General features: G+C 49.1%; 30 protein-coding genes, 1 other RNA gene and 1 pseudogene. 29 read left to right on the top strand and 3 right to left on the bottom strand.

Going from position 1 to position 26,186, the window contains the following annotated elements; translation table 11 throughout:
* Positions 1 to 177: 177 nt before the first annotated feature.
* Complete coding sequence (locus B3S86_RS10755; protein ID WP_195864535.1) at positions 178 to 1,089, top strand: acyl-ACP desaturase; 912 nt, start codon at positions 178 to 180, stop codon at positions 1,087 to 1,089.
* A 12-nt stretch (positions 1,090 to 1,101) separates the two neighbouring features.
* Positions 1,102 to 1,350, top strand: coding sequence for a hypothetical protein (locus tag B3S86_RS10750; protein ID WP_230088506.1), 249 nt, complete (start codon positions 1,102 to 1,104; stop codon positions 1,348 to 1,350).
* A 138-nt stretch (positions 1,351 to 1,488) separates the two neighbouring features.
* Here B3S86_RS10750 and B3S86_RS10745 read toward each other — a convergent pair whose 3' ends face one another.
* Entirely contained in the window at positions 1,489 to 1,809 is a 321-nt protein-coding gene (locus B3S86_RS10745; RefSeq protein WP_023469210.1) for a hypothetical protein, read from the bottom strand.
* 135 nt (positions 1,810 to 1,944) lie between these two features.
* Between B3S86_RS10745 and B3S86_RS10740 the strand changes: the two genes are divergently transcribed.
* The 15 genes from B3S86_RS10740 (at position 1,945) to B3S86_RS10665 (ending at position 15,657) form a co-directional block, all read left to right on the top strand.
* On the top strand, positions 1,945 to 2,289 hold the full coding sequence (locus B3S86_RS10740; RefSeq protein ID WP_290752343.1) for a hypothetical protein: 345 nt from the start codon (positions 1,945 to 1,947) through the stop codon (positions 2,287 to 2,289).
* Between the two features lie 357 nt (positions 2,290 to 2,646).
* Positions 2,647 to 2,886, top strand: coding sequence for a hypothetical protein (locus B3S86_RS10730; RefSeq protein WP_290752340.1), 240 nt, complete (start codon positions 2,647 to 2,649; stop codon positions 2,884 to 2,886).
* Between the two features lie 198 nt (positions 2,887 to 3,084).
* On the top strand, positions 3,085 to 4,065 hold the full coding sequence (locus B3S86_RS10725; RefSeq protein ID WP_050678689.1) for a LacI family DNA-binding transcriptional regulator: 981 nt from the start codon (positions 3,085 to 3,087) through the stop codon (positions 4,063 to 4,065).
* The gene (gene rbsK / locus B3S86_RS10720; RefSeq protein ID WP_290752335.1) at positions 4,062 to 4,940 is read left to right on the top strand and encodes a ribokinase; all 879 of its coding nucleotides are present in this window, start codon (positions 4,062 to 4,064) and stop codon (positions 4,938 to 4,940) included. Before B3S86_RS10725 ends, rbsK begins: the two co-directional genes overlap by 4 nt.
* On the top strand, positions 4,937 to 5,326 hold the full coding sequence (gene rbsD / locus B3S86_RS10715) for a D-ribose pyranase (protein WP_214805368.1): 390 nt from the start codon (positions 4,937 to 4,939) through the stop codon (positions 5,324 to 5,326). The genes rbsK and rbsD overlap by 4 nt, the downstream gene beginning before the upstream one ends.
* Before the next feature lie 12 nt (positions 5,327 to 5,338).
* The gene (locus B3S86_RS10710) at positions 5,339 to 6,817 is read left to right on the top strand and encodes a sugar ABC transporter ATP-binding protein (protein WP_290752327.1); all 1,479 of its coding nucleotides are present in this window, start codon (positions 5,339 to 5,341) and stop codon (positions 6,815 to 6,817) included.
* Position 6,818: 1 nt separating this feature from the next.
* Positions 6,819 to 7,787: a ribose ABC transporter permease gene (gene rbsC, locus B3S86_RS10705; RefSeq protein WP_050678685.1), complete on the top strand. Its 969-nt coding sequence runs from the start codon at positions 6,819 to 6,821 to the stop codon at positions 7,785 to 7,787.
* A 27-nt stretch (positions 7,788 to 7,814) separates the two neighbouring features.
* Entirely contained in the window at positions 7,815 to 8,732 is a 918-nt protein-coding gene (gene rbsB / locus B3S86_RS10700; RefSeq protein WP_050678684.1) for a ribose ABC transporter substrate-binding protein RbsB, read from the top strand.
* 137 nt (positions 8,733 to 8,869) lie between these two features.
* Positions 8,870 to 9,103: a preprotein translocase subunit SecG gene (gene secG, locus B3S86_RS10695; RefSeq protein ID WP_023469201.1), complete on the top strand. Its 234-nt coding sequence runs from the start codon at positions 8,870 to 8,872 to the stop codon at positions 9,101 to 9,103.
* Positions 9,104 to 9,204: 101 nt separating this feature from the next.
* A complete protein-coding gene (locus tag B3S86_RS10690) occupies positions 9,205 to 9,945 on the top strand; it encodes an alpha/beta hydrolase (protein ID WP_290752322.1) in 741 nt (246 codons plus the stop codon).
* Positions 9,946 to 9,959: 14 nt separating this feature from the next.
* The gene (gene rnr, locus B3S86_RS10685; protein ID WP_290752319.1) at positions 9,960 to 12,314 is read left to right on the top strand and encodes a ribonuclease R; all 2,355 of its coding nucleotides are present in this window, start codon (positions 9,960 to 9,962) and stop codon (positions 12,312 to 12,314) included.
* Between the two features lie 32 nt (positions 12,315 to 12,346).
* Positions 12,347 to 12,817: an SsrA-binding protein SmpB gene (gene smpB, locus B3S86_RS10680; protein ID WP_029342464.1), complete on the top strand. Its 471-nt coding sequence runs from the start codon at positions 12,347 to 12,349 to the stop codon at positions 12,815 to 12,817.
* Positions 12,818 to 12,875: 58 nt separating this feature from the next.
* Positions 12,876 to 13,234, top strand: a transfer-messenger RNA (tmRNA) gene (ssrA, locus tag B3S86_RS10675).
* 78 nt (positions 13,235 to 13,312) lie between these two features.
* Positions 13,313 to 15,118, top strand: a complete 1,806-nt coding sequence (locus B3S86_RS10670) for a DUF262 domain-containing protein (RefSeq protein ID WP_290752314.1) — start codon at positions 13,313 to 13,315, stop codon at positions 15,116 to 15,118.
* Positions 15,119 to 15,147: 29 nt separating this feature from the next.
* Positions 15,148 to 15,657 (top strand): GNAT family N-acetyltransferase, encoded by a 510-nt coding sequence (locus tag B3S86_RS10665; protein ID WP_023469196.1) that lies wholly within the window; start codon positions 15,148 to 15,150, stop codon positions 15,655 to 15,657.
* 56 nt (positions 15,658 to 15,713) lie between these two features.
* Here B3S86_RS10665 and B3S86_RS10660 read toward each other — a convergent pair whose 3' ends face one another.
* Positions 15,714 to 16,079, bottom strand: coding sequence for a winged helix-turn-helix transcriptional regulator (locus B3S86_RS10660; RefSeq protein WP_029342458.1), 366 nt, complete (start codon positions 16,077 to 16,079; stop codon positions 15,714 to 15,716).
* Between the two features lie 204 nt (positions 16,080 to 16,283).
* On the opposite strand from B3S86_RS10660, the gene hxlA reads away from it, so the two are divergent.
* The 3 genes from hxlA (at position 16,284) to B3S86_RS10645 (ending at position 18,425) form a co-directional block, all read left to right on the top strand.
* A complete protein-coding gene (hxlA, locus tag B3S86_RS10655; RefSeq protein WP_023469194.1) occupies positions 16,284 to 16,919 on the top strand; it encodes a 3-hexulose-6-phosphate synthase in 636 nt (211 codons plus the stop codon).
* Positions 16,920 to 17,468: a 6-phospho-3-hexuloisomerase gene (hxlB, locus tag B3S86_RS10650; RefSeq protein WP_290752304.1), complete on the top strand. Its 549-nt coding sequence runs from the start codon at positions 16,920 to 16,922 to the stop codon at positions 17,466 to 17,468.
* A 186-nt stretch (positions 17,469 to 17,654) separates the two neighbouring features.
* A complete protein-coding gene (locus B3S86_RS10645; RefSeq protein ID WP_290752301.1) occupies positions 17,655 to 18,425 on the top strand; it encodes a hypothetical protein in 771 nt (256 codons plus the stop codon).
* Positions 18,426 to 18,466: 41 nt separating this feature from the next.
* Here B3S86_RS10645 and hisJ read toward each other — a convergent pair whose 3' ends face one another.
* Complete coding sequence (hisJ, locus tag B3S86_RS10640; protein ID WP_055968870.1) at positions 18,467 to 19,261, bottom strand: histidinol-phosphatase HisJ; 795 nt, start codon at positions 19,259 to 19,261, stop codon at positions 18,467 to 18,469.
* 122 nt (positions 19,262 to 19,383) lie between these two features.
* On the opposite strand from hisJ, the gene B3S86_RS10635 reads away from it, so the two are divergent.
* From B3S86_RS10635 to hisIE, 9 genes and pseudogenes are all read left to right on the top strand, one after another.
* Complete coding sequence (locus B3S86_RS10635; RefSeq protein WP_035396343.1) at positions 19,384 to 20,205, top strand: ATP phosphoribosyltransferase regulatory subunit; 822 nt, start codon at positions 19,384 to 19,386, stop codon at positions 20,203 to 20,205.
* Complete coding sequence (hisG, locus tag B3S86_RS10630; protein ID WP_023469189.1) at positions 20,206 to 20,817, top strand: ATP phosphoribosyltransferase; 612 nt, start codon at positions 20,206 to 20,208, stop codon at positions 20,815 to 20,817.
* Positions 20,814 to 22,031, top strand: a complete 1,218-nt coding sequence (gene hisD, locus B3S86_RS10625; RefSeq protein WP_290752288.1) for a histidinol dehydrogenase — start codon at positions 20,814 to 20,816, stop codon at positions 22,029 to 22,031. Before hisG ends, hisD begins: the two co-directional genes overlap by 4 nt.
* Positions 22,031 to 23,002: a pyridoxal phosphate-dependent aminotransferase gene (locus tag B3S86_RS10620; RefSeq protein WP_290752285.1), complete on the top strand. Its 972-nt coding sequence runs from the start codon at positions 22,031 to 22,033 to the stop codon at positions 23,000 to 23,002. Before hisD ends, B3S86_RS10620 begins: the two co-directional genes overlap by 1 nt.
* Positions 22,975 to 23,556 carry an imidazoleglycerol-phosphate dehydratase HisB gene (hisB, locus tag B3S86_RS10615; protein WP_035396348.1) on the top strand — a complete coding sequence of 194 codons (582 nt, stop codon included), beginning with the start codon at positions 22,975 to 22,977 and terminating at the stop codon, positions 23,554 to 23,556. The genes B3S86_RS10620 and hisB overlap by 28 nt, the downstream gene beginning before the upstream one ends.
* Positions 23,553 to 24,140 carry an imidazole glycerol phosphate synthase subunit HisH gene (gene hisH, locus B3S86_RS10610; protein WP_029342451.1) on the top strand — a complete coding sequence of 196 codons (588 nt, stop codon included), beginning with the start codon at positions 23,553 to 23,555 and terminating at the stop codon, positions 24,138 to 24,140. Before hisB ends, hisH begins: the two co-directional genes overlap by 4 nt.
* Positions 24,113 to 24,817 carry a 1-(5-phosphoribosyl)-5-[(5-phosphoribosylamino)methylideneamino]imidazole-4-carboxamide isomerase gene (gene hisA, locus B3S86_RS10605; protein ID WP_035396350.1) on the top strand — a complete coding sequence of 235 codons (705 nt, stop codon included), beginning with the start codon at positions 24,113 to 24,115 and terminating at the stop codon, positions 24,815 to 24,817. The genes hisH and hisA overlap by 28 nt, the downstream gene beginning before the upstream one ends.
* Positions 24,811 to 25,560: an imidazole glycerol phosphate synthase subunit HisF gene (gene hisF / locus B3S86_RS10600; RefSeq protein WP_023469183.1), complete on the top strand. Its 750-nt coding sequence runs from the start codon at positions 24,811 to 24,813 to the stop codon at positions 25,558 to 25,560. The genes hisA and hisF overlap by 7 nt, the downstream gene beginning before the upstream one ends.
* Positions 25,557 to 26,172, top strand: a pseudogene (hisIE, locus tag B3S86_RS10595) (bifunctional phosphoribosyl-AMP cyclohydrolase/phosphoribosyl-ATP diphosphatase HisIE). The gene hisF and the pseudogene hisIE overlap by 4 nt, the downstream one beginning before the upstream one ends.
* Positions 26,173 to 26,186: the final 14 nt, after the last annotated feature.

Here is a 26,186-nt window from a genome sequence, read left to right as displayed (position 1 = left end):
TGTCAAACATGAAAATCGTTTTTGTCATCAAAACTATGATGAACTGTCAAAAAATTGATTCATCTGAGTAGATGACTAAAATGTTATACTCATAAATAAGTGCAAATCAAATAGTTATAGGCATTAATTACATCTTGCTCGATACAGATGACAAATACGTCTAAAGGAGATACGATCATGCTAAATTCAGATTTAGATATCCGTTTAGAACCACGCATTCAAGAGTTATATCGACTACACAAGGAGCGTTCAGCCAACATCGACTGGAGCTACCACGAATTCATTCCGTGGGATAAGGCGATGTCGTTCAAACGCGTCCCTTGGGACGAAAGCCAAGTCACGCTTCCGGAAGGTGTCATCGTCGCAATCGAGACGGCATTACTGACAGAGGTCAACTTACCGTGGTATACGTCGCACTTAGACTATACGTTCAAGAACTCGATGGAAGTCATCAATGACTTCGTCCGGACATGGACAGCAGAAGAAGATCAGCACTCGAACTTACTCGAGACGTATTTACTCGTCACGCGAAACGTCAATCCAACGCGACTTCATCAATTAAGAAGACGCGTCGTTGAGAACGGCTGGTTCCCGGACTTCACGAACCCGCTAGCAACGATGGCGTATACGTCACTGCAAGAGTTAGCGACACTCGTCTTCTATAACAACGTTGCGAAGATCGCAGGGGCACATGACAAGGACTTAGCAACGCTACTCCGTCGTCTAGCGAAGGACGAAGCGCTCCATTATGCGTTCTACCGTGACACGGTCAAAGCACACCTAGAGCTTGACCCGAACTTCATCGTCTTCTTCGAAGACGTCATCATCAACTTCTCGATGCCAGGTGCTGTCATGCCGGACTTCACGGAACGGATGAAGACGATTGCTGTTGATACGAACTATGGACCACTCCAATACTTCGACCAAGTATTAGACGTCGTCGTCAAATTCTGGGGCATCGCTGATTTAGAACCGACAAGCGAAGAAGCGAAACAATCTCAAGCGAACATCATGAAATATCATGGACGTTTAAAACGTATCAAGGAACGTCAAGAGCGCCAACTCGAAAAAGCGAAGATTGACGCGTAAGGAGGAATGAAGATGAAGTGTGAAATCTGTGGAACTGAAACGAACAACCAAGTCAGTTACTTGGAACTCGACACGTGGGAATTCAACTCATTGAACAAAGAAGCAAAAGATTTTTATCCGATCTGTTTTGATTGCTTCGACAAGCATACGAATCAGTTCATCGATCAAGAGATGGATCTCGAATTACGTAAAAAACGTTCGCAAATGGTCAACAAAGAAGTAGAAGCTGAAATCGAAGCGATTCTTGAGGTTGAGAATTAAGTTGTCTTTACCATACGTGAAGGGAAGCAAAACCGGTAGTGCTTTGGCGCTATCGGTTTTTTATTATCACTAAAAAAAGCAGTTATCTCTTGCTTCACATGTTTTGTGAGAGAAGAAATAGCTGCTTTTAACATGAAGTCAGTCTTCAATAAATGTAACGAGATAATGATGGGCAGAATGAAGCGGTGCACGGGTCACGAAAAAGTCCGGGAGATCGACATCGATTCCCAATTCGCGCAGTGTATCGGGATCCAAACATTCCTGAATCAAACGTTTGATGTCTTGTAACAGTTCATCGTGCAAGTTCGCTTCCTTCGGAAAGGCACGTTTCGCGTCATCGCGCAACAATAGCACGATAGGTGGTAGACCTCGTAAGAGATCGACCTGAAGGGGCTGCTGATGACGTTCGAAATAATCATTCAGACAACTGACGACCCTCATCGAGTGTTCTTCTTTCATCCGATCCCAACTCTCTGTATGTGACTGTAACTCTCTAGCTATTCCCTAATTGAAGTGAGGATATGCATGGAAACTGGAAATCAAGTATTACGAGGACGCTGTTCGGGGTAGAACTAGAGGGAAGGGGGAATCGACATGCTATTTCGGTTTTTGGTTTTAGGGCTTGATACGTCGATTGGTGACATCCCGTTGCGCCTCATCTATTTTACGGAACTCATACTATTCATCGGTTTGTATCAAATCACGAGCCGGTTTTCGCGTCAGAGTCTGATTTTTGGAACGGCACTCGGAATTGGTGGACTGATTGCCATCTTACCCGGTGCGCTCTATATCATCCGTTATAATCCGGAGGATGCCGTCATCGATGTCACGTTCCTATTGATTTATTTGTTTGAGCCGCTGGCAATCGTTGCGTTCGTTGTTGCTTTGATTCGGCGTTTGTTCGTGAAGCGAAAAAGAGCCGGGAAAGCAAAAAGATGAAAGACTTGTCAGTTAGACTCCGATTGTTCATTGATTTCCGTCCAAGACGTCGCTTTCCGCGGGCGGAAGGCAAGCCTCCTCGTCGCGTGTGCTCCTGCGGGGTCTTGCCTATTCCGCTCTTCCCGCAGGAGTCTCCGTCTTTTCCGAAAATCAACAATCTAACGTGCTACTGAGAGGACAAGAAATACACCGTAAGATGGCGTGACGCTGTCTTGCGGTGTATTTGCGTATGCACCCAAATACTTTCTTTCAATAGTGTAAGGAAGAGTAACTGGAAGAATATTCTATAATAGAGGGAGAGCGAAATTAGATAGTAGTCGGTTTCGTAAGATCCTGGTGATTATAGGAGTGACTTGCATGCATAAAATACTGTTCGGATTGTCCGTCTTAAATAGTCTCTACATTACGAATAACTTTTTTACGTATTCCGATAGTTTTCTTAATGCGCCACTCGGCATCACGACCGTTATTGCTATGGCATTGATGTTTCTAAACGACAGCGTTAAAAAAGATAAACCGTCGTTGTATACGAAAGCGACGGATGGATTAGGATTCATTAATATTCTGATTGGTCTCTCGCTGATCGTCTTTATTTAAGACATGATTCAGAGTGTTCAAGTGCATGATCATACGAAATGATCGTAAGTCTGACGCCGTGTCAGGCTTCTTTTTTGTGGTTCAATCCAAAAACTCGAAAAAAATAAAATATATTTTAAAGAAAAAAGATTGATGTGTAACCGGTTACACAATATGATGATTCTTGTAAGCGTTATCAAAAGAAAGAGGTGGCGAAACATGTCGACCATCCGGGAAGTAGCGAAAGCGGCACATGTCTCCGTCGCGACGGTCTCACGCGTCATGAACGAAAAGGGTTATGTCAGTGAGAAATCGCGTAAGGCGGTGCTTCAGGCAATCAAACAATTGGACTATCGACCGAACCGAGTCGCGCGATCGTTGTTCCAAAAACGGTCCGGACTGATCGGATTGATCGTTCCAGACATCACGAACCCGTTCTTCCCACAACTCGCACGGGCTGTGGAAGATATGGCACATCAACATGGTTTTCAGGTCATTTTGTGTAACACAGACGAACAGTTTCAGAAAGAACGCGAATATATCAAGTCACTCGAGGCGATGCATGTCGACGGATTGATCATCACAACGAACTACTCAAACAATCCGAACTATGAAGAACTCGAAGTGCCGGTCGTAGCGTTAGACCGTGTGTTACAAGGAGCGATTCCAACGGTGACGTCAAACGGATACGAAGGCGGGAAAAAGGCAGCTTCGTTCTTACTTGCTTCTGGTGCGACGGAGCTAGCAGTCATCAGCGGTCCCTCGAAACTCCCGACGATCAAGAAACGCCGGGACGGCTTTGAGGAAGTCGCCGGAACCCATCTCGTCGCAAGCATCGAGTCACCGTTCCACTTTCAAGGAGCGCTCGATGCCGCGAACTATCTCTTTGATCACTATCACTGCAACGGCATTTTTGCCGCGAGCGATGTCATCGCTGCAGCAACGGTGCAAGTCGCTGCGGAACGCGGGATCACGATTCCGGACGAGCTACAAGTGATCGGCTATGACGGCATCGAACTCGGACAAATGATTTCACCACCGTTGACGACGATTGCGCAGCCGATCTATCAAATGGGAGAACTGGCGGCGAAACTTTTGATTCAGCGGATTGAAGGCACACCGATTGCCGCCGTTCATCATGAGTTGACAGTTGAGATCATCGAACGGGAAACGACGAAACGGAAGGATGAGGAAGCATGAAACAAATCAGTGTCATCGGCAGTATCTCGATGGATCTCGTCGTCGAAAGTAAACGCCGCCCAGGCGCAGGCGAAACGGTCATCGGGGATGCCTTTCATACCGTACCGGGCGGAAAAGGGGCGAACCAAGCAGTGGCGGTCGCGCGTCTCGGCAGTACCGTCGAAATGATCGGTTGCGTCGGCAGTGACGCAAACGGTGAAGCGATTCGCGAAAACTTCAAAACGCAAGGAGTACAGACGACACACTTGCAAACGATTGAAGGCGAACGGACGGGAACGGCACATATCACGCTCGCTGAAGGCGATAACTCGATCGTCGTCGTTCAGTCTGCTAATCAACATGTGAAATTTGCGGATGATACACTCGCGCCGATTCTCGCAGACAGTGAAATCATCTTACTACAGCTCGAGATTCCAATCGAAACGGTCGAGACCGTTGCTCGCGAAGCACATGCAGCCGGCATTCCAGTCGTCTTGAATCCAGCACCGGCGATGTCACTCAGTCCGGAATTGATTGAACACGTCACATACTTAACGCCAAACGAACATGAATGTGGCTTGATCTTCGGACAAGACCAGCCAATCGAACATTGGTTGATGGAATATCCGAATAAATTGATCGTGACCGAAGGCAGTCGCGGGGCACGCTTCTACGACGGTGAGTCGATCGTGACGATTCCAGCGATCGAGACGACCGTCGTTGATACGACAGGAGCAGGGGATACGTTCAACGGCGCCTTAGCCGTTGCCTTAACGGAAGGACAATCGCTCGTCGAAGCGATTCGTTTCGCGAACCGGGCAGCCGGCTTATCGATCCGCGCGCTTGGCGCTCAAGGTGGCATGCCAACACGGGAACAGATGGAGGGAAACGCATGAAGAAACACGGTATCTTAAACAGTCATATCAGCAAGGTCCTGACCGATCTCGGTCATACCGATACGATCGTCATCGCCGATTGCGGCTTACCGATTCCAGACGGGGTCGCCCGAATCGATTTAGCACTGGAACTCGGCACACCGTCATTCCTCGACGTCGTCCGTGTCGTCGCCGGTGACATGGCGATCGAACAACTGACACTGGCGACAGAAATCAAAGAAGCGAATCCGGATGTACTCGAGCAACTCGAAGCCATGCAGATCGAGACGGCGTTCGTCTCGCATGAAGAGTTCAAGAAATTGACGCAGCAGGCGAAGGTCATCATCCGGACTGGGGAAGCGACACCGTACGCAAATGTCATCTTCCATTCCGGCGTAATCTTTTAAGGGGGTCATGCGATGCGTATCGAGATGACAGGTATCAAAAAAGCATTCGGGCCTGTTCCCGTCCTGAAAGGTGTCGACTTCGAACTCGCTGCGGGTGAGATCCATGCCTTGATGGGAGAGAACGGTGCCGGGAAATCGACGCTGATGAAGATTTTGACCGGTGTTCATAAAGCGGACGCAGGGACGATCCGCGTCGATGGACAGGACGTCGAGTATAAGAATCCGAAACTTGCCGAAGAGGCGGGGATTGCCTTCATCCACCAGGAACTGAACATCCTCCCGGATTTGACGGTGACGGAGAACTTGTTCCTCGGACGAGAGTTGAAGTCACGCTTCGGGATTCTCAAGCAAGGGGAGATGAAGCGGCAGGCAGAACGTGAACTCGCCGAATTGAACGTCTTCATGGACGTCGATCAACTCGCTCGGACGTTATCGGTCGGTCAGCAACAGATGATCGAGATCGCAAAAGCTTTGATGACGGACGCGAAGGTCATCATCATGGATGAACCGACAGCAGCCCTGACAGAACGGGAAATTCGCGCCTTATTCAGCGTTGCGACGGCACTGCGCAATCAAGGTGTCTCGATCGTTTATATCTCGCACCGGATGGAGGAAATCTTTGAGCTTTGTGACCGGATCACCGTTTTACGGGACGGGATCTCCGTCTCGACGCACGCGATTCCCGAGACATCGTTCGAACAGATCGTCCGAGAGATGGTCGGTCGTGAGATGGGCGAAAGGTATCCGGACCGTGATGTGTCGATCGGTGAGACCGTCCTTGAGGTCAAACAGGCGAGCGGGAAACGGTTTGACGATGTCTCGTTCTCCGTCAAGGCGGGTGAAATCATCGGCTTCTCAGGTTTGATGGGCGCTGGGCGGACGGAAGTCATGCGCGGGCTGTTCGGGGTCGATCGCCTGAAAGAGGGAACGATTGAACTGAACGGACAGTCGCTGAAGATTAAGACACCGTATGATGCGATCCGCCAAGGCATCGGCTTTTTGACCGAGGACCGTAAAGGCGAAGGCTTGTTCCTCGACTTTTCACTGCGTGAGAACATCTCACTGCCAACGATTCGTTCGTTATCCCGGTCTGGTGTCATCAAGGATCAGGCAGAACGCGATTTCGCGGAAGGATATTTGAAGTCACTTTCGGTCCGGCACAGCTCGATGGACCAGCCGGCGAAGTCATTGTCCGGTGGGAACCAACAAAAGGTCGTCCTCGCGAAATGGCTCGGGACACAACCGGAAGTCTTGATCCTCGACGAACCGACACGTGGTGTCGACGTCGGGGCGAAGAAAGAGATTTATCTCATCATGAACGAACTCGCTGCGGCGGGTGTCGCGATCATCATGGTCAGCTCGGACCTCCCGGAGATTCTCGGGATGAGCGACCGGGTCTACGTCATGCGCGAAGGCAAGATGAGCGGCATGTTGACACGACAGGAAGCGACGCAAGAAAGCATCATGACACTTGCGACAGGAGGACAATGATATGGAATTGATGCAAGGCAAGGTAACGGAAGCAAAACCGAGACGTCTTGGGATCGGACAAAAGCTTGGACCACTCGCAGGATTGTTCGCGATCGTCCTCGTCGTCTCGATCATGGAACCGGACTTTTTAACACTGAATAATCTATTTAACATCTTACGGCAAGTCTCGATCAATGCCTTGATTGCCTTCGGGATGACGTTCGTCATTCTGACAGGTGGGATTGATTTATCAGTTGGCTCGATTCTCGCCCTCTCGTCCGCCTTCGTCGCGGGTCTGATGACGGACGGAACATCAGCGTTGATCGCTGTTCTGGCTGGTCTAATCGTCGGAGCTGTCATGGGTGCGTTAAACGGGATGGTCATCTCGCTCGGGAAAGTCGCACCATTCATCGCAACACTTGCGACGATGACGATCTTCCGCGGATTGACGCTCGTCTATACGGACGGGAAACCAATCACTGGTCTGAGCCAAGGTGGCTGGTTCGAACTGTTCGGACGCGGCTACTTCTGGATCTTCCCAGTACCGGTTCTAACGATGTTGATCGCCTTCGCGGTTCTCTACTTCATCTTGAAGAAGACGACGTTCGGTCGCTATACGTATGCGATTGGTGGTAACGAAGAAGCAGCAAAGTTGATGGGGATTCAAGTCAATAAAGTCAAAATCATGATTTACTCCCTCTCAGGGTTGATGGCGGCACTTGCCGGAATCATCCTGACGTCTCGTCTGAACTCGGCACAGCCGACGGCGGGGACATCGTACGAACTCGACGCCATCGCAGCGGTCGTCCTTGGTGGGACGAGCCTCTCAGGTGGTCGTGGCTGGATTGTCGGTACCTTGATCGGTGCCTTGATCATCGGAACACTGAACAACGGACTTAACTTGCTTGGTGTCTCCTCGTTCTTCCAACTCGTCGTCAAAGGTTTAGTCATTTTGTTCGCGGTACTCGCGGACCGGAAACAAGCAGCATAACCCACACTCAAAAAGGAGGATTTACAGATGAAAAAACTACTTGCAGTCGTCATGATGGCATTAATGGTCTTCGCAGCAGCCTGTTCGACGGAACAGCCAGGCAGTAGCAACGGTGAAACGAAGAAGAAGACGAAGGACTTCAAGATTGGTCTTTCGATTTCAACCCTCAACAACCCATTCTTCGTCTCGTTAAAAGAAGGGGCAGAACAAGAAGCAAAAGCACAGGGCGCAACACTTCAAGTCGCCGATGCACAAGATGATGCAGCAAAACAAGCAAGCGACATCGAAGACATGGTTCAAAAGAAAGTCGATCTCATTTTGATCAACCCAACGGATTCAGCAGCAGTTGGTGCAGCCGTCCAAACAGCGAACGATGCGAACATCCCAGTCATCACAGTTGACCGGAACGCAGAAGCAGGCGACGTCGTCGCACACATCGCGTCAGATAACGTCGCGGGTGGGAAACAAGCAGGTGAGTTCATGATCGAACTCGTCGGCGACAAAGCAAAAGTCGTGGAGCTCGAAGGGATTCCAGGAGCATCCGCAACACGTGACCGTGGTAAAGGGTTCCATGAAGCAGTCGACGGTAAACTTGACGTCGTCGCAAAACAAGCAGCAAACTTCGACCGGGCAAAAGGCTTGTCGGTCATGGAGAACATCCTTCAGAACAACAAAGACATCAAAGCCGTCTTCGCGCACAATGACGAAATGGCACTTGGTGCGGTTGAAGCATTAAAAGCAGCGGGTCTCAATGATGTCAAAGTCATCGGCTTCGATGCGACAGATGATGCCGTCAAAGCCGTCAAAGACGGAAAAATGGCAGGAACGATCGCTCAAAAACCGACTGAAATCGGAAAAATGGGTGTCGAGACAGCGATCAAGCACCTAAAAGGTGACAAAGTCGAGAAGAACATCCCAGTCGATCTCGAATTGATCAAACAATAAGGAAACAGGACACCTGAGTCGACGATTCAGGTGTCCCTTTTCGTCAGGCAGGAAAAAGTTCCTAAATCTATTCCTTGTTCCCGTACTTGTTTTTCTCTATAATGAAAGAAGCGTATATTACTGAAGGAGGATCATCGATGATCATTCATAACGTGGCTCTTGTCGGCCTCATCGTCGTTTCCGTTCTTCTCATCATCGTCGTTCTATTGATGTCGGGTCGTACGACCGGACTCGGAGCATTGACGGGTGGAGCAGAACAATTATTTGGTCGCCAAAAAGCTCGTGGCTTGGATGCGGTCCTAAATCGTGTGGCGTCTATCTTAGGAGCATTACTCTTCATTTTGGCGTTACTCGTCGCTTTTTATAAGTGAGCATTGAAACGACAGCCGTATGATCGCGCTGTCGTTTTTTGTATTTCTCGATATTCAATTTTTCCGGATATGGGGTATAGAGTTAGAGGGGGAATCATTTTATGAAAATCACTTTACCGAAACCATTCTTTTTCGAAGCCGGCCCACGTGCCGTTTTACTATTACACGGATTCACTGGATCGAGCGCGGATGTCCGCATCCTCGGTCGCTACTTGCAAAAGCAGGGCTATACGTCCCTTGCACCACAATATAAAGGGCACGCTGCCCCACCCGAAGAGCTGACGAAGACCGGGCCAGCCGACTGGTGGCAGGATGTCCTTGCCGGATATCAGGAACTTGTCGATAAAGGTTATGACGAAATCGCCGTTTGTGGACTGTCGCTCGGTGGCGTCATGTCGTTGAAGTTATCGATGAACCGTCCGGTCAAAGCGGTCATCCCGATGTGTGCACCCGCCTACATCAAAAGTGAAGAAGTCATGTATACAGGAGTCACCGAGTACGCACGAGAATTCAAGAAGCGAGAAGGCAAATCACAAGAAGAAATCGACCAAGAGATGGCGTCCTTCGAACCGATGCCGACCTTGAAGGACTTACAGGAACTGCTGCGTGAGACACGCGATTCGCTCGAGGACGTCTACGCACCGACGCTCGTCGTCCAAGCACGCAACGATCACATGATCAACACCGACTCCGCGAACATCATCCATGATGGAGTCAGTGCCTTCCAAAAAGAGCTGATCTGGTATGAGAACTCAGGTCACGTCATTACGCTCGACAAAGAAAAAGACCAGCTCCACTCTGACATCTTGGACTTCCTGGAGTCATTGAACTGGAGCAAGTAACTGGAGGTGTCACGTTGGAATTACGTGAACGAATACTAACGGTCATCACGACGGAAGAACGTCCGTTGTCGATTGATCAATTAACGAAAAAACTAGAACTAGCGGATACGGAAGCATTCAAAGAATTGATCCGGACGCTGAACGCGATGGAAGACGAAGCGTTGATCGCCCGGACACGCTCGAACAAGTACGGAACGCTCGCGCAAATCGGTCAAGTCGCAGGGAAGATTTCCGTCCACCAACGCGGGTTCGGCTTCGTCTCACCGGAAGACGGTTCAGAAGGCGACATCTTCTTACCGGCACCGGAACTGAAGAATGTCTATAACGGCGACCGTGTCCTCGTCAAAGTGTTTGCCGAGTCAAACGGCGGCGACCGTCGTGAAGGGAAACTGCTCAAGATTCTCTCACGCGGACCAGCCGATTTCGTCGGCACGTTCGTCAGTCCAAAAGGACGGATCGAATCGATCGCTTACATCGAACCGGATGATACGAAGCTGACGTTCTTACCGGTCGTCGCGAACGACGATACACTCGGTGCCGTCGATGGCCATAAAGTCCTCGCCCGGATCACGAAGTATCCGGATGGTCGCTACGCCGGAACAGCGAAAGTCTTGAAAATCATCGGTCACAAAAATGACCCAGGCGTCGACATCTTGTCGATCGTCCATAAGCACGGGATTAACGTCGACTTCTCACCGGAAGCAATCGCTGAAGCGAACGCCGTACCGGATCAGATTGATGAAAAGGATTTAGTTGGACGTGTTGATCTACGAAACGAATTGACGGTGACGATTGACGGGGCAGACGCAAAAGACCTCGATGATGCGGTTCACGTCAAGAAGTTAGCGAACGGCAACTTCGAGCTTGGTGTTCACATCGCCGACGTCTCGCATTACGTTAAAGAAGATTCAGCACTCGACGAAGAAGCGCGTGAGCGCGGAACGAGTGTTTACCTTGTCGACCGCGTCATCCCGATGATTCCGCACCGTCTATCGAACGGGATCTGCTCGCTCAACCCGCACGTCGATCGTCTGACGCTCAGCTGTATCATGGAAATCGATGCGAACGGTGCTGTCGTCAACCACGAGATATTCCAGAGTGTCATCAAGACGACGGAACGGATGACGTATACGGATGTCCGGAAAATCATCGAACGTGAAGACGAAGAAGTGATCGCGAAGTATCAGGATCTCGTCGAGTACTTCGACAAGATGGCGGAACTCGCAGCAATCCTCCGCGAACGCCGCTCACGTCGTGGTGCGATCAACTTCGACTTCTCAGAAGCGAAGGTCCTCGTCAACGAAGAAGGCAAGACGAGTGAGATCATCCTCCGGGAACGGTCAGTCGCTGAGAAGCTGATCGAAGAGTTCATGCTCGCAGCGAACGAAACGGTCGCGGAGCACATCCAGCGTCAAAAACTACCGTTCATGTACCGGATTCACGATGAGCCAAAAGCAGAACGTCTCGATACGTTCTTCAAGTTCATTGGTAACTTCGGCATCAACGTCGAACGCAAGGGTGAGTCAGTTGCACCGAAAACGTTGCAATCGATCCTCAACGCCGTCGAAGGCGAGCCGGAAGAAGCAGTCGTCAGTACGGTCATGCTTCGTTCGCTCCAACAAGCGAAATACGATATCGAACCGATTGGTCACTTCGGTCTGTCGACGGACTACTACACGCACTTCACGTCACCGATCCGTCGGTACCCAGACTTAATGGTTCACCGTCTGTTGCGTGAATATGTCATCTACAACGATAAGTCACAGAAGACGCAAGACCGTTACTCGGAAATCTTACCTGAAATCGCCGATCACTCGTCGAAACGCGAGCGTCGTGCGGTGGATGCCGAGCGGGAAACGAACGCCTTGAAGAAAGCCGAGTATATGGAGCAACACATCGGTGAGACGTTTGAAGGGGTCGTCAGTGGTGTCACGAACTTCGGAATGTTCGTCGAATTGCCGAATACGATCGAAGGACTCGTTCACATCCAAGCGATGACGGATGACTTCTATCGCTACGATGAAGCGAACTATCAGCTAATCGGTGAGCGGACGAAGCAACAGTTCCGGATCGGTGATGTCGTCGAGATCAAGGTCACGAACGTCAACATTGATGAACGGACGATCGACTTCAGCGTCGTCGGGATGCCAGAGCGGCAACCGAAGAAACGGTTCGAGTCGAAGACGATCCGCTCAAGCGGTGGACGTCCGGGACAAAAACGCGACGACAAGAAGAAAGACGATCGTCGTGGCAAGAAACGGTCGGGTAAGAGCGACCAAAGCAAGGGAAAAGGATTCTCGTTAAAGAATAAGAAAGATAAGCCGCCGTTCCATAAGGCGGTCTCGAATAAGAAACGGAAGCGCAAATAAGCGCTTCCGCATCGGAAATGTGGTGAACGAATATGCCAAAGGGAACAGATTCGAAAGTCTTAGCGAACAACAAACGGGCCTCGTTCGATTATGCGATCGAGGATACGATTGAAGCCGGTCTTGTCTTGACGGGAACGGAAATCAAATCAGTCCGTAAGGGAAAGATCAGCATCGGGGACGCGTTCGTCCGGTTCGACGGGGGAGAAGCGATTCTCTGGAACTCGAACATTGCCCACTTCGAACAGGGGAACCGGTACAACCATGAGCAGCTCCGCCCACGGAAGCTGTTGTTGCATAAGAAACAGATCGCAAACTTGATCGGTGCGGTCTCACGGGACGGCTATACGATCGTACCGCTTAAGGTCTACATCAAGAACGGTTACGCGAAATGCTTGATTGGACTTGGACGCGGGAAGAAGAAATTCGATAAACGTGACGACCTGAAGAAGAAGGATGCGAAGCGTGATATCGACCGAGCACTACGCGATAAGCAAAAGTATTGAACCCGTAACACTTTTCTGCTAGAATATTAGTATTCGGAAAGCCCCAATTTATTATCTTGGGGACGTTACGGATTCGACGGGGGTAGTTCGGTCTTCTGTGGCGTGTCGAGGGGTCGGCCTCGTTAAAACGCACCAGCCATAACTGGCAAAACTAACACACAACTCGCAGCAGCGTAATAGCAACTGCGGATCCTAGCAGCCGTCGCCTGGTCGGCTGATTTCTAGGGTCTCACTTTAAACAGGCTACGCTTGGACCCTTCCGTCTGGAGGGAAAGAGAAGAGATGGAATCAGACTGGTCGGACGGACGCCTGTCAATTGGCAGCCTGACGACGAGATCCCAATAAATTGACTACACACGTAGAAGCTTAAGTATACGATGCCTTCGGACGTGGGTTCGACTCCCACCGTCTCCATACCCTGAAATCTTAAGGATTTTGAAAAGTGCTGAACCTCAGGTTTAGCATTTTTTTATACTATTTATTCAGGAGGTAAATATGAATTTTGAAGCAATGAGCGATAATTTGAGAGGGCTTTTAACAGCTACAAGAGTATACAAGATTCCTAGATTTCAAAGAGAATTTTCTTGGGATACTAGTAACTACAATGAATTTTTAGAAGATATGTTAACTCAAATTAAATTTAACGAAGAAAATGGAACTTTTAGCAATCAAAAATATTTTTTGGGTAATATGCTATTTTTAGGTAATAAAGAAGATTCTAAAGTAGAAGTGATTGATGGTCAACAAAGATTGACTACTGCAACAATTCTTTTGGCAGCCATAAGAAATTCTTTATACGAATATGAACAGGAAAATCCCACCAAAGAAGAAGGCAAATCTGCAAAAGAATATGCTAATACTATACAAACAGAATATCTGATAAAAAGAATTGATGGAGAACCTCAAAGAAAATTAAAAACTGCTACTAGTTATCCCTATTTTACACAAACTATTCAGGATTATAATACAAAAAATGATAAGGTGGAGCCTTCTACTGAAGAAGAAGAATTATTATTTAGTACTTTTGAAAACTTTTTAGCAAACTTAAAAAAGGACGCTCTTTTAACAAAATTGAATAAAATACATAATGTGAAAATTAAGGACCAATTTTATGTTTTTGCTCTCAAAGCACTAAGAGATCAAATTTTAACTTCGGAAATAATAGATGTATTTGTAAATGAGAAAGATCAAGCTAACAAAATTTTTGAAAACATCAACTCTAAAGGAAAACCTCTCTCTCAAGTAGATTTAATTAAAAATACTATTTTTGGAAGGATAGGATTGACTGAAGCTGGCGTAGATGAAATTGAGGATACATGGAGTTTGTTAAAAAAAGAATTAGCGAACTTAGATACAACATTTAATGAATTCTTTTTACATTATTGGAAAGCAGTGTATCCATTAGATAAAGCAAATGGGAAAAATTTATACAAAAAATTTAATGCTAAATTCGCTAGAAAAAAAGACTCAGAGTTAATTCAATTTGTAGAGGAATTAGAAAAAGGATTGAAAATTTATAAAAAAATAATTTCTCCAGATAGAAATGAATTTACAAGAATGGAACATAAGGAAGAACTTGAGTGCTTATTATCTATTAACAAGTTTAAAGCAGTTCAAATAAGACCAAGTCTATTAGCTTTTTATTTAAAAAATGAGAAGAAAACTTTTAAATTAAGGCAATCAGAAAAATCGGAGTTTTTACGATTTATTTGTGATTTTCATTTTTCAGCATTTGGTACTAGTTTGAATTTAAGATCTAATAAAACTACAAATCCTTATAACAATTTTGTGAAAAAACTATCAAAAGCAAATAATAAAATGGATGTACGTAAAGCTTGTTCTGATATGAGAAAAGATTTGATTAAGCTTATTCCTAAAGAGGAATTAATTAGTGCATTTAAAAACTTGGAATTTTCTAAAAAAACAGCTAGAACAGGAATAGATGCTTTTCCTGCATCTTATGCTATTAAACGTTTATCGGATATAAAGAATAAAAGAAAATATAACGATATGGATTACTCTATTGAGCATATTATTGATGAATCCGATGGTGATGTTAATAATATTGGAAATTTATTAGTTCTTGAGCAAATGTTAAATAAAGAAATTGATGAGCAAAAGAAAAAGAAAAAGCGTACTTTAAATTTTTCAGAGAAAAAGAAAATTTATTCTAAAAGTAAATACGATTGTGTAAGAGTGTTCTGCACAGAAACAAGCTCGTTCGAAAAAACAGATATTGAAAAGAGAGCCACGATTCTAGCTGAAGAATTTTGGGGTATATTAGATTCTGCAACCAAGTAAAATTTTTATTTAGAACGGAGCTGACACCTATGATACGAAGAGCCACGTTGATGGACGGAAAAGCCTTATCGGACTTGATGCGACGCATTGATCGGGAAACGAAATATATGTTGTATGAGCCGGAGGAACGCGTCCTGTCAACGGAACAGGCGGAGGCGTTCATCGAGAAGTTCGGTCAGGCTGCGAACTCAGACATTTTCGTCGTGGATGTCGACGAGCAACTCGTCGGGTACGTGCTTGTCGTCGGTGGTGAACCGAGTCGGATTCGTCACCGGGCGAATCTCGTCATTGGCTTGCTCGATGCCTATACGGGTCGTGGACTTGGTGCGGGACTACTTGAAGCGGTTGATGCCTTTGCGATTGAAGCAGGACTCATCCGACTCGAGTTGACGGTTCGCAAGGACAATCTGCGGGCAATCGAACTCTATCATAAGTTTGGCTTCAACATTGAAGGAACTCGCATCGCGTCGCTCTTCATCGATGGCGAATACGTCGATGAACTCGCAATGTCGAAAATCTATACGACAGAAGAATCCTAAAAAAAGATGCTCAGTGGACTTACCTCTAAAAAGAGACGAGACCATGAGCATCTTTTTTATGGCGATATTTTCTGTTGTTCGAAGTCTATTTCTAGGACATTTTTCGCATAATCCTTACCCCAGTCATACATCGCATCTAAAATAGGCATTAAGCTATGACCGTGCGGCGTCAACGAGTATTCGACCTTCGGTGGTACGACCGGATAGACTTCCCGGTGAATGATGTGGTGGTCTTCGAGTTCCCGTAGTTGATTGACGAGCATCCGTTGCGTGATGCCGGGCATCAGACTTTTCAGTTCCCCGAATCGTTTCGTACCTTCCTTGCCTAAGTGCCAAAGAATGAGCATCTTCCATTTGCCCCCGATGATCGAGAGGGTCAATTCCTTCTCACAGTTAAACTGACGGTCTTCAAAATGTGGCATCGTTCCACCTCCTGTTCCAGTATAGTCTTTCTTCCAATCGACAGTATACTTTTCCGCACTATGTATGAAAAACCGCACTATGTAAATTAAAAGTGCGTACTTCTCAAGAATGCTCCTGCGGATTATATTTAGTCCTGTTCCTTCTTGAATGTCTGAAGGAAGTGTCAGGTACAACAATACAGAAAAGAATGGGAGAGATACAAAATGAAATTACAACTCGCTATCGATTTAGTCGATACAGCAGGTGCGATTGCTTTAGTCAAAGAAATCGGGGAAGACAATTTAGATATCGTCGAAATCGGAACACCGGTCGTCATCAACGAAGGGCTCCGCGCCGTCAAAGAAATGAAAGCCGCGTTCCCGAACTTAACGGTCCTCGCTGACTTGAAGATCATGGACGCTGCCGGTTACGAAGTCAGCCAAGCTGTCGCACATGGTGCCGACATCGTGACGATCCTTGGTGCGGCGGAAGACATGTCAATCAAAGGGGCAGTCGAAGAAGCGAAAAAATCAGGCAAACAGATTCTCGTCGACATGATTGCTGTTAAAGATATTGCAACACGTGCGAAAGAACTTGATGCATTAGGCGTCGACTACATCTGTGTCCACACAGGTTACGATCTGCAAGCAGTCGGTCAAAACTCGTTCGAAGATCTTGCGACAATCAAGTCAGTTGTGACAAATGCAAAAACAGCTGTTGCGGGTGGCATCAAGATGGAGACGTTACCGGAAGTCATCGCTGCACGTCCTGATCTGATCATCGTCGGTGGTGGCATTACAGGACAAGATGATAAACAAGAGACAGCGTCAACGATGCACCGGATGCTGCAAGAGGCGTAAATGACACATATTCAAACGATTATCGAAGAGCTGACTTCGACGGTCAAAGCAATCGATGCGACCGAGACGAAAGAACTGGCAGATGCTGTCCTTCAAGCGAACCGAATCTTTCTCGCAGGAGCCGGTCGCTCCGGCTTGATGGGGAAAGCGTTCGTCATGCGGTTGATGCACATGGGACTCGACGCGTATGTCGTCGGCGAGACGGTCACGGCGAACTTACGTGAGGGTGACTTGTTGATCGTTGGTTCCGGATCGGGTGAGACGAAAACATTGATTCCGATCGTCGAGAAAGCACAGCAACTCGGTGGGACGGTTGCCGTTGTCACGATCAATTCGACATCGACGTTAGCACTACTTGCAGACTTAGTCGTCAAACTGCCCGGAGTTCCAAAAGAACAAACGGCATCAGCGGACGAGACGGTTCAACCGATGGGATCGTTGTTCGAACAGACGATGTTGTTGTTCTATGATGCCTTGATTCTGCAGATCATGGAAGACAAACAGCTCGATTCGCAAACGATGTACGGGAAACACGCCAACTTAGAATGAAACATACGAAACAGATTAGTTCTCTTCAATAGAAGAAGGCTAGTCTGTTTTTGTCTGTAGATCTTTCACGTGTGAATGCGTATTAATCAGAAATTCTCCTTTCCCTCTTTTCGTAATTTTCTTAAAGACTTAGTCCCGCTTCGTGCGATACTCAAATAAAGGAAAAAAGAGGAAAAGGAGATTGTCATGCGATTTCAACGGATTGGTGTAATCAGTGCTTTACTCGCTGCAAGTATCTTGACCGGTTGTGCAGAACCGGACCAAGTTCCGCCTTTGAATCAGCTTCACACGCGATGGATTGATGATAACACTGCTGAGGATGGTGCTGAGCCGGATGCCATCGTACAACGTATTAAAGCAGAAGACTTTTCAGAACAGGATTCGTTTGAAGCGGATTTCCGTCGTCACGTGACGTTTTACTTTAAGGATGGAACAAAAGCGCATCCGACTGAAGGCGATATCTGGAGTAGTGTCGCCCTCGGGAATCATGCTTACGTGACGCTGCATTACCCAAAAGGAGCAAACCGTCTTGCTGTATTAGAGTATACCAAGCAAGAGACGAACTGGATGTTAGGAGGCGTCTCATATGACGACGTTCAAAACATTAAGAAGAGTAGTTCTGCTCGCGGCTTGAATTTACCGTTCTCGACATTCCAAGCGATTATGAGTAGTTCGACTCCTAATGGGGACGATAGTGTCTGGTTCTTCCACACGAAGTCCCAAACGATTCTGCTAACCGTTGTTTCGAAGCAAGACGTTCAAGGCGAGGGCTGGAAGGAAACGATGCTTGCGAACGGACAGACAGCTTACTTCCAGCAGAAACAAGAGAAAGCGAATCTCTATTACGTCGAGGATAATCAAATCGTCCTCCTGTCCGGTAACGTGTCGCTAGCACAATTAAAAAAGATGGCACGATCGATTGCTCCTGTCGACGCTGCTGATTTTCCGTATTCTTAAACAAAAAAATCCGGACGCTGCGGCATCCGGATTTTTTTGTTTTACCATTTGAAATCAAAATCAGCACCGACATCTTTCGCAAGATGGGCATCAGATCCATAGACGAGCGGAATCGATAACGACTGCGTGACTTGCAGGAGTTCCGGGTAAGGATAGGAAAGACCACATAATGGTTTCCGGAGTCCTGCTGTGTTGACGTCGAGTGTGAAGTTCGCCTGACGGATCTTCCGTAACGTGTCGTCGAGGTTCGTTGGGTTCGACTCAAGCGGATAGGCTTGGATGAATTTCGTCGGTAACGTTAAGTGACCGAGGCGCTTCGGCTGGTGTGCACCGAGGTCCGTCATGACGAGGGCTTGGATGCCTTCATAATAGCGTTCGTGTACCGCCGTGACGCTTCCGAGTTTCGTGACGATCTCACCGAAGCTTTCCTTGCTGAAGTCGACGCCGTAATATTGCTCATCGATGTATAAGTAATGCAGTGAGAGAATGCCGTCGGTTAAGACGTCAGCGTAGCGGGCAATGATGTCACGCGTACCGTCGACATGCCCTTCCCAGTAGTCGAACTCCATCCCGATCCGGATATCAATCTGATTCTTGTATGTCTCGCGGAGTTGTGTCAATTCCTTAAGGTAGGCATCGGCTGTCGCGAACGACATTCCGGAATCGTTATCTGGCGCAGGATCCGTCACACCTTCAGGTAAAGGGGCATGTTCCGTGAAGCTGATCCGTTCTAAGCCTTGCTCTAACGCCCGCTCGATGTAGGCTTCGAGTGGATCCTTTGTACCGTGTGGACAATATGGACTGTGGACGTGACCGTCCCATTTCAATAATTGCATGATAAACCCTCCGATTTTTTAGAGTTGGCAAGCAAAGCGATTGACAATGTGCCCCAAACGCGGTATCTTATCGTTAAATAATTTAGCGTGGTACAGTGATAATAAGATAAAGGAGTGGGAGTATGCAATCATTTTCTACGATTCGACTCAAGGATGGAGCGACGGACTATGTCGGTGCCTCGGCAACGCGGCTCCAGCAGGTCATCCGTCAGCTCGAAGATGGACTCGAACAATCTAACTATACCCGATTAATCACCCCCTTAATTGAGGAAATCGGTGGACGGGAACAGATTCGGATGGATTTTACGACTAGTGTCGCACGTGCACTCAGCGAACGCGGTCGCGAACAATATAAACGTGTCTTCTACAGTGGCTCCGTCTTTCAACCGGAAGAGAAGTTCCAGGTCGGATTCGAGGAACGGGGACAAATCGCAGAAGTCGAAGCAATCCAACTCGCGGTCCGACTCGTCGAGGAACTGACAGGAAAAGAAGTCACCCTCTCAATTGGTGATGCTGGTCTAATCGAGCATTTGATCGAGACACGTGTCGGTGATCACCACTTACGCGACCAAGTGACGCAGATGCTCCGTTTACGTAACGTCATCGAACTGAAGCGGATCGCGGGTCAACTGGATGATGCTTTACTCGCGAAACTTCCTTTATTATTCGGACGCGAAGGAGCAGAGACGATCTTACCGTACGTTGACGAAACACGACTCAATGCCGTGCTTGATCTCGCGGAAGCCGTCAATGCCGATCTCGACTTCGGTCAAATGGGCTTACAGACGTACTATGACGGGATCACGATTCACGGTTTCATCGAAGGTGTGACGGAACCCGTCCTCGTCGGTGGACGCTACGACCGGCTCTATGAACAATTCGGACAAGAACAACAGGCGTTCGGCATCGGATTCTCGGTCGAACGGTTGGCGGAGGTGCTCTAAATGCGAATCGGAATTACGAAAGGACGGCTGTCGAAAGCGACAGAACGTTATCTGAAAGAAGCTGGCGTCGAGACATGGGGAGCCATTGAACGCGAACTAATCGTCAAACGGGGCGAGCACGAATTCGTCTTCATGAAAGGATCGGATTTGATCCCGTATGTTGCCCAAGGCGTTCTCGATGTCGCGATCACCGGCAGTGATATCCTACTGGAATCAGATCAAGAACTATCGGAACTCGCGGAATTACCGTTCGGTGTCTGCCGGATGTCCGTCTGTGCAAAGGAACCCTTGCAATTCGAAGGCGGACGCCGCGTCCGGATCGCGACGAAGTATCCGGTCATCGCAAAACGCTACTTCAGCGAACTCGGTGTCGACGTCGACATCGTACCGTTGAACGGATCCGTTGAACTAGCACCGTTACTTGGTCTTGCTGACGCAATCGTCGATATCGTCGAGACAGGTGAGACGTTACGGGCAAACGGACTAAATGAATACGAAAAAATCATCGATATCAGCGCTCGATTCTTTACGAGCGAATGGACGTTAAAACGGAAGCGGGTTGAAGTCATCCGCTTGCTCGAGCAATTGACAGAAGGAGTGACACGATCATGACACCGACAAAACCATTCAGCATCGATCGCGACACGGAGCTAGCGGTCCGCGCGATTCTCGAACGCGTCGCAACAGACGGTGACGCTGCTGTCCGCGATTACACGAACCAATTCGATCAGGTCGATCTCGAAGATTTCCGTCTCAGTGAAACACGTATCACACAAGCCTTCGAACAGGCAGACGCCAACTTGATTGACTCGTTGAAGTTGATGGCGACACGACTCGTCGAGTGGCACGAACAAGAACTACCGTCTGACATCGAACTCGTCGAAGCAGACGTGACACGACGCCAACGGTTCGTTCCCGTTGATTCGGTCGGGATCTACGTACCGGGTGGTGCAGCAAGTTATCCGTCGACGGTCTTGATGAACGCGATTCCAGCGAAAGTCGCCGGAGTTGAACGCGTCGTCATGGTGACACCGATGACGAACTTAAGTGACGAGGTACTCGTTGCGGCTCGGATCGCTGGTGTGACAGAAATCTATACGATTGGTGGAGCGCAAGCCGTTGCCGCCCTGACATTCGGAACAGAAAGCATCCAAGCTGTCGATTTGATCGTCGGACCCGGGAACCGCTTCGTTGCTGAAGCAAAACGCCAAGTCTACGGCATCGTTGGCATCGACTCGGTTGCTGGTCCATCGGAAGTTGTCGTCATCGCGGACGAAACGGCGCATCCGGACCGGATCGCAGCGGACTTACTTGCCCAAGCTGAACACGACCGTGACGCTGTCGCGATCGCCTTCGTGCCAACGGAAGAGATGAAACAAGCGGTGGATGCAGAAATCGAACGGCGCTTACAACAATTGCCGCGTCAAGAGATTGCCTGTCGTGCGATGGAAAACGGTGGCGTCTTCGTCGCTCCACTTGAAAAAGCGATCGAAGAAGCGAACCGTCTCGCAGCGGAACACTTGGAACTTGCCGTTGCCAATCCGCAAGAGGTCGTCAAGTCGATCCGTCACGCTGGGATGATCTTCCTCGGTCACGAGACACCGGAAACGCTCGGCGATTACGTCGCTGGAACGAACCACGTCTTACCGACATCCGGCACAGCTCGTTTTGCGTCTGGATTATCAGCGCGGACGTTCCTGCGTCACCAGACGATGCTCGAAGCAACACGCGCAGGCGTACAACGTCTCGCGAACGCAGCGAAGACCGTTGCCCGGGTCGAAGGACTCGAAGCACACGCACAAGCCATCGAAGTGAGGGAAGACTAATGCGATTACACCAAAACGAACGATTCACGACCCACAGTCCAGTCGGGATCGAAGCGATCCAGGAATTGATCGCAACGTTCCCTTTAAACGAATATCCAGTCGAGATCATCGATCAAGTCAAAGCATCGTACGCGACGTACGCCGGTGTCCGTCCGACGCAACTCGTCGCCGGGAACGGCTCGGATGAGTTGATCGGCTACTTATGTGCCCGCTACGGTGGACCCGGGTTGCCGGTCATCGCCTCGGAACCGGACTTTGTCATGTATCAGTTCTACGCTGACCGAGCACGGGCACCGTTCGAACGTGTGCCGTTACTCGACGAGATGGCGCTTGACGTCGACGGATTGATCGCAGCACCCGGTGAGATCATCTTCTTGAGTCACCCACACAATCCGTCTGGTGTCCTCCGGAAGGAAGCGGACATCCGTCGCTTGCTCGACAGTGGCAAATACGTCGTCATTGATGAGGCGTACATCGACTTCGCGCTCGAACAGTCGATGCTTCATCTACTCGAGGAATATCCGAAAGCGATCATCTTACGGACGCTCTCGAAAGCGTTCGGACTCGCATCGCTTCGACTCGGATTCGTCATCGCGAGCGAACAAATCATTGAAGAAATCGAACAGATTAAATCACCGTATAACGTCTCTGGTCTATCGGCAGCTGTCGGCATCGCCATCATGGCAGAACCGGAACTCGATCGGGTCTTAGAAGAAACGTATGCGAGTCGCGAAGCGATCGAGCGGATTCTCGCGCCAATCGGCAAGACGTATCCGAGTGCAGCGAACTTCGTCTATGTCGAGTATGCGGAAGCCGAACGCTTTACGCAGCGTTGTGCTGACGCTGGATTACGGATCCGCTTGTTTGACCAGGCATTCCGTGTCAGTTGTGGATCACCAGAAGCGATGCAAGTATTAGAAACGTGTGTAGAGGAGGAATTACGATGCGGCGTGGCGCAAGCGAACGAGTAAGTGCAGAATCAGACATCAAGGTTGAGGTCGATCTCGCAGGAGGTCCGGTTGAAATCAAGACTGGTGTCGGGTTCTTTGATCATATGTTGACGTTATTTGCCTTTCAGGCCCGGATCGGTCTGAAGGTGACAGCAAAAGGTGATACGTGGATCGATGCGCACCACACGGTCGAAGATACAGCGATCGTCCTCGGGGCAGCGTTGACGGAAGCGCTCGGCGATAAAGCCGGGATTGAACGCTACGGCGAATCGCGTGTACCGATGGATGAGACACTCGCGTCGGTCGTGCTCGATTTCAGCGGTCGTCCGTTCACGGTCTTCCGTGCTAGTTTCAAGAATCCGAAGCTCGGTGACTTTGATACGGAACTCGCAGAAGAGTTCTTCCAAGGCTTATCACGGAGTGCCCGGATGACGATTCATGCCGAAGTCTTATATGGCTCGAACACACACCACATGATCGAAGGGTTGTTCAAAGCACTCGGTCGAGCCGTCCGTCAGGCAGTCGCCGTGACGAGCGAAGGGGTACCGTCTACGAAAGGGTTGATTGATCAATGATAGCAATCGTCGATTATGGCGTCGGGAATATCGCGAATGTCGAGCGGGCGTTAAAGGAGCTCGGCGAAGCAGTCATCGTCACGAGTGACACGGAGTTGCTCGACCAAGCGGAAGCACTCGTCTTACCGGGTGTCGGTGCTTATGCACCGGCAATGGAGCGCCTGAAGGAAACGGGACTCGTCGACTTCTTAAAAGAACAAGCGGAAAAGAAACCGTTTCTTGGGATTTGCCTCGGGATGCAACTGCTCTTTGAATCGAGTGACGAAGATGGACTGACGGAAGGTCTCGGGATCTTACCGGGAACGATCGAAAAACTACCGAGCGACGTCCGCTTGCCGCACATGGGTTGGCACCAGCTGACGAACCACGGCGAAGCGGTCTATTTCGTCCACTCGTACGGCGCTGTTTGTGACCCAGAATGGATCGTCGACGCGGTTGAATACGGACGTCTTGTTCCAGCGATCGTTCAAAAAGGACAAGTCACCGGGATGCAGTTCCACCCAGAGAAGAGTGGCGAAGTCGGACTGAAACTACTGAAGGAATGGAGAGAGACGACATGCAACTCTACCCAGCAATCGATTTAATGAGCGGACAGGCCGTACGCCTGAAGCAAGGAGATTTTGACCAACAGACATTCTTCGGTGATGCGTTGACGATTGCGAAGCGCTTCAAGGAAGATGGGGCGACAGCGATCCACTTGATCGATCTTGATGGCGCGAAAGCCGGCGAACCGTTGCACTTGAGCTTGATTGCCGACATCAAAAAGGAGACCGGTTTGTTCGTCGAAGCGGGTGGTGGTGTCCGTAACATCGAAACCGTCGAAGCATACGTCGGTGCCGGAATCGATCGGATTCTGGTCGGCACGGTCGCTCTCGAGGATGAAGCGTTACTCGAGCAGATGATTGCCCTCGCTGGTGATAAACTGGCTGTTGCGTTAGATGCAAAAGAAGGCATCGTCCAGACACGCGGCTGGCTCGAAGCGAGCGGTTGGACGCTCGAAGAGGCGATGACGCACTTGATCGGCAAAGGCATCAAGACGTTCCTGTATACAGACATTTCGCGTGACGGAATGATGATGGGACCGGACGTTGATGGACTCGATCGTTTGAAGCGGGAAGGGGTCGAATTGATCGCTTCTGGTGGTGTGACGACCGTTGATGACGTCGCGCGCCTCAAAGAGATCGGGATGGACGGAGCGGTCGTCGGTCGGGCATTGCTCGACGGATCACTCGCCTTAAAAGAGGTGTTACGCGTATGTTGATGAAACGAATCATTCCCTGTCTTGACGTCAAGGAAGGACGTGTCGTCAAAGGGGTCAAATTCCAAAACTTACGTGATCTTGGTGACCCGGTCGCCGTCGCGAAATACTATTACGAGCAAGGAGCGGACGAACTCGTCCTGCTCGATATCTCAGCAACGCAAGAAGGGCGCGAGACGATGCTTGATATCGTCGAACGCGTCGCAGAAGTCATCTACATGCCGTTTACGGTCGGTGGCGGAATCAAGACGATCGAAGACGCGAAACGCTTGATTCGTGCCGGTGCTGACAAAGTCTCACTCAACTCATCAGCGCTTCAAAATCCACAACTGATTCAAGAAGTCAGCCGCCTGTTCGGTGTCCAAGCGACGGTCGTCGCAATCGATGCGAAACAGACCGGTGACTCATGGGGTGTCTTCTCACACGGTGGAACTCAACCCGTCGGACGTGACGCGATCGAGTGGGCACAGGAAGCTGTTGCGCTCGGTGCCGGGGAGTTACTCGTCACGTCAATGGATGCTGACGGTACAAAGGACGGCTATGATCTTGCCTTGATTCGTCGTCTACGTGAAGTCGTTAACGTGCCGATCATCGCTTCTGGTGGGGTCGGAACGCTCGATCACTTAGCTGAAGGGCTAGAGGCAGGAGCTGACGCAGCCTTAGCTGCTTCGATTTTCCATGAAGCGACGTACACGATGCCAGAAACAAAAGCTTACCTCAAAGAACGGGGAGTCGAAGTCCGATGACGACATTGAATTTTTCAAAAGGACTCGTCGCTGCCGTCGTCGTCGACGAGCAGACGAACGATGTCTTGATGGTCGGGTTCATGGACCAAGCGGCGTATGATAAGACGCTTGCGACCGGTCTCGTCACCTTCTTCTCGCGGACGAAGAATCGTCTTTGGACGAAAGGCGAGACGAGCGGGAACACGCTTGAACTCAAACGGATGTGGATCGATTGTGATCAAGATAGTCTCTTGATCACGGTCAAAGCGAACGGTCCAACATGCCATACCGGAAATCGCAGTTGTTTCTATACGGAAGTGGAGGTGCCCGATGTTATACGAACTGGAACAGACGGTCAAAGCGAAGATTGATGCGAAGGAAGCTGAATCTTATACGAATTATTTGATTGCTTCCGGATACGAGAAGATCGCGAAGAAGTTCGGCGAAGAGGCATTTGAAGTCGTTCTCGCTGGTAACGATACGTTAGCAGAAGAGACAGCAGACTTGTTGTATCACTTAACGGTCTTGCTCGCTGAGCGCGGTGTCTCATTCAAAGAAGTCGAAGCCGTCCTTAACGAACGTCACGGTACAAAATCGACGTTCAAGGATCGCCCGGATATTGAACAATGGTAAACGACATCCACATC

Origin of the sequence: Exiguobacterium sp. UBA3968 (assembly GCF_002385115.1) — a bacterium.
Classification (GTDB): domain Bacteria; phylum Bacillota; class Bacilli; order Exiguobacteriales; family Exiguobacteriaceae; genus Exiguobacterium_A.
The sequence above is the reverse complement of the archived record's forward strand: the minus strand, read 5'-3'. Positions and strand labels throughout refer to the sequence as shown.

Bases quoted from the DNA above. Each gene is read 5' to 3' on its own strand.
- B3S86_RS10755 (WP_195864535.1), top strand. From the start codon at position 178: ATGCTAAATTCAGATTTAGATATCCGTTTAGAACCACGCATTCAAGAG.
- B3S86_RS10750 (WP_230088506.1), top strand. From the start codon at position 1,102: ATGAAGTGTGAAATCTGTGGAACTGAAACGAACAACCAAGTCAGTTAC.
- B3S86_RS10745 (WP_023469210.1), bottom strand. From the start codon at position 1,809: ATGAAAGAAGAACACTCGATGAGGGTCGTCAGTTGTCTGAATGATTAT.
- B3S86_RS10740 (WP_290752343.1), top strand. From the start codon at position 1,945: ATGCTATTTCGGTTTTTGGTTTTAGGGCTTGATACGTCGATTGGTGAC.
- B3S86_RS10730 (WP_290752340.1), top strand. From the start codon at position 2,647: ATGCATAAAATACTGTTCGGATTGTCCGTCTTAAATAGTCTCTACATT.
- B3S86_RS10725 (WP_050678689.1), top strand. From the start codon at position 3,085: ATGTCGACCATCCGGGAAGTAGCGAAAGCGGCACATGTCTCCGTCGCG.
- rbsK (WP_290752335.1), top strand. From the start codon at position 4,062: ATGAAACAAATCAGTGTCATCGGCAGTATCTCGATGGATCTCGTCGTC.
- rbsD (WP_214805368.1), top strand. From the start codon at position 4,937: ATGAAGAAACACGGTATCTTAAACAGTCATATCAGCAAGGTCCTGACC.
- B3S86_RS10710 (WP_290752327.1), top strand. From the start codon at position 5,339: ATGCGTATCGAGATGACAGGTATCAAAAAAGCATTCGGGCCTGTTCCC.
- rbsC (WP_050678685.1), top strand. From the start codon at position 6,819: ATGGAATTGATGCAAGGCAAGGTAACGGAAGCAAAACCGAGACGTCTT.
- rbsB (WP_050678684.1), top strand. From the start codon at position 7,815: ATGAAAAAACTACTTGCAGTCGTCATGATGGCATTAATGGTCTTCGCA.
- secG (WP_023469201.1), top strand. From the start codon at position 8,870: ATGATCATTCATAACGTGGCTCTTGTCGGCCTCATCGTCGTTTCCGTT.
- B3S86_RS10690 (WP_290752322.1), top strand. From the start codon at position 9,205: ATGAAAATCACTTTACCGAAACCATTCTTTTTCGAAGCCGGCCCACGT.
- smpB (WP_029342464.1), top strand. From the start codon at position 12,347: ATGCCAAAGGGAACAGATTCGAAAGTCTTAGCGAACAACAAACGGGCC.
- B3S86_RS10670 (WP_290752314.1), top strand. From the start codon at position 13,313: ATGAATTTTGAAGCAATGAGCGATAATTTGAGAGGGCTTTTAACAGCT.
- B3S86_RS10665 (WP_023469196.1), top strand. From the start codon at position 15,148: ATGATACGAAGAGCCACGTTGATGGACGGAAAAGCCTTATCGGACTTG.
- B3S86_RS10660 (WP_029342458.1), bottom strand. From the start codon at position 16,079: ATGCCACATTTTGAAGACCGTCAGTTTAACTGTGAGAAGGAATTGACC.
- hxlA (WP_023469194.1), top strand. From the start codon at position 16,284: ATGAAATTACAACTCGCTATCGATTTAGTCGATACAGCAGGTGCGATT.
- hxlB (WP_290752304.1), top strand. From the start codon at position 16,920: ATGACACATATTCAAACGATTATCGAAGAGCTGACTTCGACGGTCAAA.
- B3S86_RS10645 (WP_290752301.1), top strand. From the start codon at position 17,655: ATGCGATTTCAACGGATTGGTGTAATCAGTGCTTTACTCGCTGCAAGT.
- hisJ (WP_055968870.1), bottom strand. From the start codon at position 19,261: ATGCAATTATTGAAATGGGACGGTCACGTCCACAGTCCATATTGTCCA.
- B3S86_RS10635 (WP_035396343.1), top strand. From the start codon at position 19,384: ATGCAATCATTTTCTACGATTCGACTCAAGGATGGAGCGACGGACTAT.
- hisG (WP_023469189.1), top strand. From the start codon at position 20,206: ATGCGAATCGGAATTACGAAAGGACGGCTGTCGAAAGCGACAGAACGT.
- hisD (WP_290752288.1), top strand. From the start codon at position 20,814: ATGACACCGACAAAACCATTCAGCATCGATCGCGACACGGAGCTAGCG.
- B3S86_RS10620 (WP_290752285.1), top strand. From the start codon at position 22,031: ATGCGATTACACCAAAACGAACGATTCACGACCCACAGTCCAGTCGGG.
- hisB (WP_035396348.1), top strand. From the start codon at position 22,975: ATGCGGCGTGGCGCAAGCGAACGAGTAAGTGCAGAATCAGACATCAAG.
- hisH (WP_029342451.1), top strand. From the start codon at position 23,553: ATGATAGCAATCGTCGATTATGGCGTCGGGAATATCGCGAATGTCGAG.
- hisA (WP_035396350.1), top strand. From the start codon at position 24,113: ATGCAACTCTACCCAGCAATCGATTTAATGAGCGGACAGGCCGTACGC.
- hisF (WP_023469183.1), top strand. From the start codon at position 24,811: ATGTTGATGAAACGAATCATTCCCTGTCTTGACGTCAAGGAAGGACGT.